Below are 9,105 nucleotides of genomic sequence, written 5' to 3'. Positions count from 1 at the left end.
GAGCCCTGGGCCGCGAAGATCTTCACGAAGCCCTCCTTGATGCCCATCATCTTGGCCCGCGGGTTGATCTTCAGGGGGAGCTTCACGGTGACGGTCTTGCTCACGCCGTCGCGCTCCTCGAGGTCCTCTTCGGAGACGCCGACCGTCGCGATCTCGGGCTGCGTAAAGATGTTCGAAGCGACGTTGCGCAGCTCGATCGGGCGGACGGAGTCGCCGAGCGCGTGCATCATCGCGGTGCGGCCCTGCATGGAGGCGACCGAGGCCAGCGGGAAGAAGTCGGTGCAGTCGCCCGCGGCATAGATGGAGGGCATGCTCGTGCGCGCCACCTTGTTCACGCGGATGTGACCGGACTCGGTGAGCTGGACCCCCGCGGCGCGCAGGCCCAGGCCCGCGGTGTTCGGGATGGAGCCGACCGCCATGAGGCAGTGGGAGCCGCGGACCTCGCGCCCGTCGGAGAGGGTCACGAGCACGCCGTCGCCGTCGCGGACAACGGAGTCGGCGCGGGACTTGTTGAGCACGGTCATGCCGCTGCGCTTGAAGACCTTCTGAATCACGGCTGCGGCGTCGCTGTCCTCGCCGGGGAGCACCTGGTCCCGGCTGGAGACCAGGGTGACCTCGGCGCCCAGGGCGCGGTAGGCGCTCGCGAACTCGGCGCCGGTGACGCCGGAGCCGACCACGATGAGGTGATCGGGGATGGCCTTCATGTCGTAGAGCTGGGTCCAGGTGAGGATCCGCTCCCCGTCGGGCTTCGCGGAGTCCAGCTCGCGCGGGCTCGCGCCGACCGAGATGACAATGGTGTCGGCCTCGATGCGGTCAAAGTCGGTGCCCTCGTCGCCGGACGCGGTGGAGACGATGATCGCGTTGGATCCGTCGAGTCGGCCCTCGCCCTGGACGACGCGGACGCCGGCCTCCTCGAGGGTGTTCAGCATGTCGGTGGACTGCGCCCCGGCCATCGCGATGAGGCGCTTGTTCACGGCGGCGAGGTTCACGGCGACCTCGGGGCGGACGGGCTTGCCGTCACCGCTCGGCACGTAGGTCTGCACGCCGAGGTTGTTCGCTTCGCGGATGGCGTTGACGCCCTCCGCCGTCGCAATGAGGCTCTTCGAGGGGACCACGTCGGTGATCACCGCGGATCCGCCGACGCCGGCGCGCTCGATGAGCGTCACCTCGGCCCCCAGCTGTGCCCCCGTCAGGGCCGCCTCGTAGCCGCCTGGTCCCCCGCCGAGAACCGCGATCCGATGTTTGCGTTCGAACGCGTATGCCATGCGCCCAGTCTACCCCGCTCGCCCGGCGTTCCCGGTCGCCCCGGGCGGCGGGAGGATGCGCGCCGGCCGCGCCAGCACGGGCGTGTGCTCGGGCGGACGCGCACCGGGTTCCGCGAGCCCTCGCCGCCCCCGCCAGTCCTCCGGATCAGTCGGTGATCGAGGTGTAGTGCTTGCGGAGCCGCTCGTGTACGTGCCACACGCCTCTCCAGCCGGAGGGCATCACGAGTACATCGCCGGGACCGAACTCGATGGGCTCGTCCCCCTCACCCTGCACGGTGACCCTGCCCGAGAGAAAGACGCAGATCTCCGCGTAGCCGTCCCGGAAACCGGTGAAGCTTCCGGGCTCGCACTCCCAGATCCCGGTCTGTACGGCGCCGCCGGACCAGATGGGCCGGGTGGCATCGGCGACGCCGGGTGTGATCGCGGTGGCCTTCGGGGCAAACGGGCCGAGCTCCGCGGTGGCGGCGCCGTGCAGCGCGACGGCGCTCGAATCGGCGAGGGTACGGTCGGTCATGATCAGATTCTCCCTATCGTTGGCGTGCGACGATGCACGCTGGCTGTGGCGCGACAGCCCCGATTTCCGGGGCATGCGCGGCGTCGCTGTGTCCGAGCCTACTGACGGCGGTGCGGCTCTGGTGGGTCCCGGGGCATCGTCTTTCTGATACCCCCGATAGCTTTTCTCGGCCCGTGGGTCGGCCGACGCTGGGGCACCCGAGGGGGGCGAAGCGGCTCAGCCGCGACCGGTCACGACGTCGGCGATGGTGGCAATCGGCGAGGTCGTCTTCCGGCCGTTGAGCTCGCTCCGATCGGCGATGCCGTAGGCGGCGTAGAGCCCCTTGGTCGCGATCCAGCGCAGCGGCTCCGGCTCCCACTTCCGCACCCGGTGGTTGACCCAGGGCAGCCCCGTCAGCTCGGAGTCGTTGCCGAGGATCAGGTCGGTGATCGTGCGGCCCGCGAGGTTGGTCGTGGTGACGCCGGTGCCCACGTAGCCGCCGCCCCAGGCGATGCCGGTCTCGCGGTCGAGCCCGACGGTCGCGGCCCAGTCGCGGGGCACGCCGAGCACCCCGGACCACAGGTGCTCCACCGCCGCGTTCCGGGTCGCCGGGAAGAAGCGGTGCATGATCGCCGCGAGGGTCTGCGCCGTCTGTGGGTGGGTCTCGCCGTCGGCGTCGATCCCGGACGCCCAGCGATAGGGCACGCCTCGCCCGCCGATCGCAATCCGATCGTCAGCGGTGCGCTGGGCGTACATGTAGACGTGCGCAAAATCGCCGAGGACCTCGCCCCGGCTCCAGTTCAGTTCGTCCCAGACCGCGGCGCTCAGCGGCTCGGTCGCGATCAGCGAGGAGTTCATCGGCAGCCAGAGCCGTTTGAGGCCCGCGAGGTGCGCCGTGAAGCCCTCGGTCGCGCGGACGATGTGCTCCGCGGTGACCGTGCCGTGCGTGGTGCGTACCGTCCGGGGCGACAGCTCGACCGCCCGCGTGTTTTCGTAGATCTCGACGCCGAGGCGCTGCACCGCATCGGCGAGGCCCGACACGAGCTTCGCGGGCTGAATGCGCGCCGCGTGCGGGTGCCAGACCGCCGCCCGCGTCTTGGCGACGTTGATGCGCTCGGTGGCCTCGGCCGCCTCCAGCAGCTCGAGGTCGGTGTGCTTCCACGCCTGCTCGGCTCGGGCGAAGGCGCGAATGCGGGCCTCCTGCGCCGGGGCGTACGCGACGTTGAACTCGCCGCCCTTCGCGATGTCCGCGTCGATGCCCTCGGCCTCGGTGACCCGGATCACCTCGTCAACGGTCTCGTTCATTACCCGCTGGAAGCGCTCCGCGGCATCCCGGCCGTGCGCGGCCACATACTGCTCCCGGCCGCCCGTGATCGAGTTGGTCAGCCAGCCGCCGTTACGCCCGGAGGCACCGTAGCCGATGTGGCGCTGTTCCAGGATCACGATGCGCAGCTCGGGCCGGGCTCGCTTGAGGTAGTAGGCCGTCCAGAGCCCGGTGTAGCCGCCGCCGACGATGGCGACGTCCGCGTGCAGGGAGCCGGGCAGCTCCGGGCGGGCCGGTGGGGCCCCGACCTGCTGCCACCAGTGAGAGATATTGCCGTTGATCATCATGCTTCTTTCCGTGCGGGTTCGTGCTCGCCCACCCGGGCGGCGGCGGTTGGGAGTTCGGTGACCTGTTCCGGGCGCCAGGCGAGCTGCGCCGGGGCGTTATTCGAGGTGAGCCAGTCGGGGCGCTGCGGGCCCCGGATCACCCCGGCGTCCGTGTGTGCCCGGGGTGATCCAGCACAATCTCGTGTTTCCAGCCGGAGCCGAGGTACACGGACTGTCGGACCGTCACCGGAACGCCCCGGAACCCGGCCGGAAGCTCTGCGCCGGGAGGGAACAGTTCCCCGTGCTCGGGGCGAATCACGGTCGTCTCGGCGCCCGAGGCGCTCGGCACCATCGTTGACTCACCGATGAATCCAGCGACGAACAGGGACGCGGGGCGCTCGTAGAGGTCCTGTGCGGTCCCCACCTGCTCGATGCGTCCCTCGTTGAAGACGGCGATCCGATCGGACAGGGTCAGGGCCTCCTCCTGGTCGTGCGTGACGAACACGAAGGTGCGCCCGACCTCCTGATGGATCCGTCGGAGCTCCAGCTGCAAGCGCTCGCGCAGATTCTTGTCCAGGGCGCCCAGCGGCTCGTCGAGCAGCAGCACCTTGGGCTGGAAGACCAGCGCTCGCGCCAGCGCGACGCGCTGCTGCTGTCCCCCCGAAAGTTCCGCGGGATATCGGTCCCCGAAGCCGTCGAGGCCCGCGGTCTCGAGTGCGCCGTGCACGAGCCGAACCGCGTCCGCCTTCGGGGTTTTCCGTCTGGCCAGCGGAAAAGCGACGTTCTCGAACACGCTCAGGTGCGGGAAAAGCGCGTAGTGCTGGAACACGATGCCAAGGTCCCGCTTATGAACGGGAACATCGTCCATGCGGTTCCCGTCAATGCGCACGTTCCCCGTGGTGAGGTCCGTGAAGCCCGCAATCAGGTTCAGCGTGGTGGTTTTCCCCGATCCGGACGGTCCCAGGAAGGTCATAAACTCCCCCGGCTTCACCGTGAGGCTCACCTGATCGAGGGCAATGGATTTCGGGTAGTGCTTGGACACGCGGTCGAGCCGGATCTCGGCGCCCCGGTTAGTTGGCTCGTGTGACACGTTTTTTCCTTCCGGTGAGGGACAGCCCGGCAATGACGAGGACCGTGGTGATGAGGAGGATGACGGTTGCCGCCGCGGCGAGCGTCGGGTCCGTGTCACGGGTCACGCTGGAATACATCATGACCGGCAGGGTGTTGAGGTACGGGCTTTTGATAAAGAGCGAGAGCATCACCTCATCGAAGGAGGTCACAAACGCGAAGAGCGCCCCCGAGACCATCCCCGGCACGATGTTGGGCAGGGTCACGCGGAGGAACGTGGTGACCCGGCTCGCGCCCAGACTCATTGCCGCCAATTCCAGTCGCGCGTCGAATCCTGCGAAGCCGGCGGTGATCGCAACCACGGTAAACGGCAGCGCGAGGACCGTGTGCGCGAGCACGAATCCGAGCAGCGTCCCGACGAGGCCGAGCGTGAGGAACACCGCGTAGAGACCGATGGCGACCACGATGCCGGGGACCACCATCGGGGCCAGGAGCCCAAAGGTGAGCCCGGCAATCACTTTCTTGTTCGCCATCTGGCGCAGGCCCAGAGCAGCCAAGAGACCGAGCACTGTCGCCAACGCCGCGACCAGCACAGCGATCAGCAGCGAGTTGCCCAGCGCGGCAGTCCACTGTGGGTTGGTCAGGAAGGACTCGTACCAGCGGAGCGACCACCCGGTCGGCGGGAAGACCAGCGAGGCTTTATCCGTGAAGCTCAGCGGAATGACAATCAGGCTCGGGGCCACGAGCCAGATCGAGACCAGGGCAGCGACAACCCAGAGGACGGTGCGGGTGACGGGGTGGGTTTTCAGCATCACAGCACCTTCACGTTGATGCCCCGACGGCCGCTCACCCGGGCAATCAGTCCGATCACGGCGAGCAGGAGCACCGTGACGACGAGCAGGATCACGCCGAGCGCGCCTCCCCGGCCCCACTGGAGCAGCCCCGAAACCTGGGCATAGATCGATTGAGCGAGCATGCTATCCGCGGGAGAGCCGAGGAGCGCTGGGGTGACGTAGAAGCCCAGCGCTTGGATGAAGACCAGCAGCGACCCGGCGATGACCCCGGGCATGCTGAGCGGGACAAAGACCTTGAGGAACGCCACCGAGGGCCGAGCGCCCAACGAGCGCGCCGCCGTGACCAGCCGAAGGTCGATGCCGCTCATCACGGCGTACAACGGCAAGACCATGAAGGGCATGAGGACCTGGCTCAGCCCGATGATGACCCCCGTGTTGGTGCGGAGCAGTTCCAGCGGGCCCACCCCAATCGCCCCGAGGAGGGTGTTCACCACGCCGTTGTCTTGGAGCAGGACGATCCACGCAAAGGTACGAATCATCAGCGAAGTCCAGAACGGGATGAGCGCGATCACGACGAGCGCCACCCGGGCTCGGGCACCCACAATGGTCATCAGATAGGCGTAGGGATAGGCCAGCGCGAGGCAGATCGCTGTCGCGAGCAGTCCGTTCCCGAACGTGCGCAGAATGACCCCGACGTTGTTTTCGTTGCTAAGGGCCCAGACGTAATTGTCCAGGCCGAGCGTGGGGTCGCTCACGCTTCGCCACACACTCTCCAGTACCGGGTAGACGAAGACCCCGAGGAGGAGCGCGTAGGCGGGCAGGAGGAGCAGCCACGCTCGACCGGAGGACGCACGGGGAGCTTTTGGCTGCCGTGCCCCTCCGATCAACGCGGTTTCGGTCATGGTTATCCCTGGATCCAGTCGAGCCAGCGGTTCAGCTCAGCGTCATAGTTCTCGGACCACCAGGAGGCATCCGTGGGCACCATCTGCTCGGAAATATCCGGGTTGGTGATGAGAAACTCCTGACCCAGCTCGCTGAGGTTGGGCTTTGCGTCGCGGTGCACGGGCGAGTACGAGGTGATCTCGCTGAGCGTGGCCTGCTGCTTCGCGCCCAGGTAGTAGTTGATGTAGGCGAACGCCGCGTCCGGGTTCTTCGCGTTCTTCGGGACGCCGAGCGCATCGGCCACGACGAGGGACTGATCCCAGATCGGTGCGTAGTTTGCGCCGTTCTCCACCGCTCCGAAGCCGCGACCAGACCACACCAGCGCCATGTCCGCATCGCCGGACTCGATCATCTGCTGGGATTCCGCGCCGGTTTTCCAGTAGATCAGGTTGTCCCGCAAGCCGTCGAGTTTCGCGTACACCCGGTCCATGTCGAGCGGGTACAGCTCCTCGGGCGCAACGCCCTCGGCGAGAAGGGCGCCCTCGTACACCCCGGGGCCAATGTCCTCGAAGCCAGCAATTGCCCGCTTGCCGGGGAACTTTTCCGTGTCGAAGAAATCAGCCCAGCCCGTCGGGGCGCTCGGGTACGCGTCCTCGTTGTACATGATCACGTAGCCGTACTGCATCGCGGGCACGTAGCAGTCCCCGACGAGCCCGTCCGGGATGTTGGAGGTGTCCACGATGGTGGTGTCCAGATCCATGAGCAGCCCGTCGTCGCCGCACTGCATATCTGCCCAAATAATGTCGCTGTCCACGATGTCCCAGGTGACCTGTTTGCTGTCGACCTGCGCTTTCACTTTGGCGTACTCGGTGGGGCCGTCCTCAAGCATGGTGGCCCCGGACTCCTTGGCGAAGGGTTCAGATGCCGCGGTGACCTGTCCCTCTTGGAAGAGGCCACCCCAGGAGGCAAGCGTCAGGGTGACACCGTCGAGCGCGCCAGCTTTGACGGTGCCGGCAACCGCTGGGCCGGAGCCGAGGTCAACCTCGACGGGGGCGCCGCCGGCGGAACAGCCGACGAGGGCGACGGTCAGGGCAAGCCCGCCGACGCTGGTGAGGATGGTGCGCTTCGTGTTGATCATTCGTTGATCTCCTTGCCATTCGAAACTGCGTGATGGGGTGACGTCAGGGACGAGTGCTGCGCTCCCAGGCGAGGGCGGGGTGCGCCTCCTCTTCGCCCGTTGGCGGGCTGTTGATCCAGAGCACCTCGGCGTCCGCCCCCGATTCGTTCACGATCCGGTGAGGCACCGAGCTCAGGAACTCGATCGAGTCGCCGCGATGCATCTCGTAGCGCTCCGGGCCGAGCTCCAGGGTGATGCTGCCGCGGACCACGAGAAACACCTCCTGGGCGTTGCCGTGGGAGTAGGCGTCCGGGCCGGTGTTGCCGCCGGGCGCGAAGTGCCCGGCGTAGATCTCCAGGTTGCGCAGGGGCTCCTGGGTGACCACGAACTTCTGCGCCCCGTCGAGGGGCAGGGTGGGGCGGTCGGCGGCGCGCAGCACACCCCGGGTGTGCCCGGAGGAGGCGTCGAGGAGGGCGGCCGGGGTCACGCCGAGCGCGGAGGCGATCTTGCGGAGCGAGGACACGCTCGCGTTGCTCTTTCCGTTTTCGAGCTGGCTCAGGAAGCTGGAGCTCACGCCGGCCGTGGCGGCGAGCGCGCGCAGGCTCAGGCCCCGGAGCTCTCGAAACTGGGCCACTCGTTCGCCGAGTTCGTGTTCTTCGCTCATCCTGCATCCTTGCCGGGCTCGATCGGCGTCGGTTCGCGGCGGCAGGCCGGGAAGGGTGAACACCGATGTTCTCACCACTGAACACTTTGTCCAGTGAGTGTGGTCAGAGTGTACGACCGGTTCGGGAGCGCGCACAAGCCCCAAAAGCCGAACGCCTACACTGGAGCCATGAGCACCGCAGAGACCCGTACCCCGTCCGAGCTGGCCCGAGCGGCCGCTGACGCCATCGCCGAACTCTCCGGCGTTGAGCGGCACGACATCGCGCTGACCCTCGGCAGCGGCTGGGGCAAAGCCGCCGGCCTCATCGGCGAGACGGTGGCCGAGGTCCCCGCGGACCGCGTGCCCGGCTTCCGCCAGAGCGCCGTGGTCGGACACCCCGGCACGCTCACCTCAATTCGGATTCCGAACGGCAAGCACGCGCTCGTGATCGGGTCACGCACCCACCTCTACGAGGGCCACGGGGTCCGCGCCGTGGTGCACGGCGTGCGCGCCGCTGCCGCGGCCGGCTGCGAGACGATGGTGCTCACGAACGGCGCGGGCGGGCTCAAGCCCGGCATGGTCGCGGGCGAGCCCATGCTCATCTCCGACCACCTGAACCTGACCGCGGTCTCCCCCGTCGAGGGCGCGAACTTCGTGGACCTCACCGATCTCTACGCCGAGCGGCTGCGCGCCATCGTGCGCGAGGTCTCGCCCGGGATCGAGGAGGGCGTCTACACCCAGCTGCCCGGCCCGCACTACGAAACCCCGGCCGAGATCGGCTACCTGCAGACCATCGGCGGGCACGCCGTTGGCATGTCCACCGCGCTCGAGGCGATCGCGGCCCGCGAGGCCGGCATGGCCGTGCTCGGCCTGTCCCTGATCACGAACCTGGCCGCTGGCATCCAGGAGACCCCACTGAATCACGCGGAGGTCATCGAGGCCGGACGCCAGGCAGAGGCCCGCCTCGGGGCGCTGCTGGGCGAGGTCGTCGGGCGCCTCTAGCCCCGGATTCAGCGCCCGGGATCGAGCGGGGCCGCGGCTTCGTTGAGACTGCGGCCTGGGCGGCGTATCCTGAGGCGAAGCGCTCCGGAGCCACCCCTTCCGGGCCGCACCCGTTCCGCTCCCCATCCCGGAGGCCCGACCATGTCAACGATGCCAGCGTCAGCGAGCACCAGCACGTCCCCGTTTATCTCGACCCTGCAGCTGTTTCGGCGCGGGATCGGGCCGTCGAGTTCGCACACGGTCGGGCCCAT

General features: G+C 68.1%; 10 protein-coding genes. 2 read left to right on the top strand and 8 right to left on the bottom strand.

Annotated features, from left to right (window positions below; translation table 11 throughout):
• The 8 genes from OOT08_RS11800 to OOT08_RS11765 all read right to left on the bottom strand — a co-directional run.
• The coding region (locus OOT08_RS11800) for an NAD(P)H-quinone dehydrogenase (RefSeq protein ID WP_325092834.1) at nt 1–1,265 on the bottom strand (1,265 nt) is incomplete at its 3' end.
• A 145-nt stretch (nt 1,266–1,410) separates the two neighbouring features.
• Entirely contained in the window at nt 1,411–1,779 is a 369-nt protein-coding gene (locus OOT08_RS11795; protein ID WP_325092832.1) for a cupin domain-containing protein, read from the bottom strand.
• Between the two features lie 216 nt (nt 1,780–1,995).
• A complete protein-coding gene (locus OOT08_RS11790; protein ID WP_325092935.1) occupies nt 1,996–3,366 on the bottom strand; it encodes an NAD(P)/FAD-dependent oxidoreductase in 1,371 nt (456 codons plus the stop codon).
• Nucleotides 3,367–3,505: 139 nt separating this feature from the next.
• Nucleotides 3,506–4,438: an ABC transporter ATP-binding protein gene (locus tag OOT08_RS11785; RefSeq protein ID WP_325092830.1), complete on the bottom strand. Its 933-nt coding sequence runs from the start codon at nt 4,436–4,438 to the stop codon at nt 3,506–3,508.
• Nucleotides 4,419–5,228: an ABC transporter permease gene (locus OOT08_RS11780; RefSeq protein ID WP_325092829.1), complete on the bottom strand. Its 810-nt coding sequence runs from the start codon at nt 5,226–5,228 to the stop codon at nt 4,419–4,421. Before OOT08_RS11780 ends, OOT08_RS11785 begins: the two co-directional genes overlap by 20 nt.
• Nucleotides 5,228–6,112, bottom strand: coding sequence for an ABC transporter permease (locus tag OOT08_RS11775; RefSeq protein WP_325092828.1), 885 nt, complete (start codon nt 6,110–6,112; stop codon nt 5,228–5,230). The genes OOT08_RS11780 and OOT08_RS11775 overlap by 1 nt, the downstream gene beginning before the upstream one ends.
• 2 nt (nt 6,113–6,114) lie before the next feature.
• Entirely contained in the window at nt 6,115–7,230 is a 1,116-nt protein-coding gene (locus OOT08_RS11770) for an ABC transporter substrate-binding protein (protein ID WP_325092827.1), read from the bottom strand.
• A gap of 43 nt (nt 7,231–7,273) precedes the next feature.
• Complete coding sequence (locus OOT08_RS11765) at nt 7,274–7,873, bottom strand: helix-turn-helix domain-containing protein (protein ID WP_325092826.1); 600 nt, start codon at nt 7,871–7,873, stop codon at nt 7,274–7,276.
• Between the two features lie 168 nt (nt 7,874–8,041).
• Between OOT08_RS11765 and OOT08_RS11760 the strand changes: the two genes are divergently transcribed.
• Together OOT08_RS11760 and OOT08_RS11755 are read left to right on the top strand one after the other, a co-directional pair.
• Complete coding sequence (locus OOT08_RS11760; protein WP_325092825.1) at nt 8,042–8,854, top strand: purine-nucleoside phosphorylase; 813 nt, start codon at nt 8,042–8,044, stop codon at nt 8,852–8,854.
• 150 nt (nt 8,855–9,004) lie between these two features.
• Nucleotides 9,005–9,105: serine dehydratase beta chain (locus OOT08_RS11755; RefSeq protein WP_325092934.1), on the top strand; the 101-nt coding region annotated here is incomplete at its 3' end.

The sequence above is a fragment of the Leucobacter sp. M11 genome, assembly GCF_035726885.1.
Taxonomy (GTDB): Bacteria; Actinomycetota; Actinomycetes; order Actinomycetales; family Microbacteriaceae; genus JAPFRB01.
The sequence above is the reverse complement of the archived record's forward strand: the minus strand, read 5'-3'. Positions and strand labels throughout refer to the sequence as shown.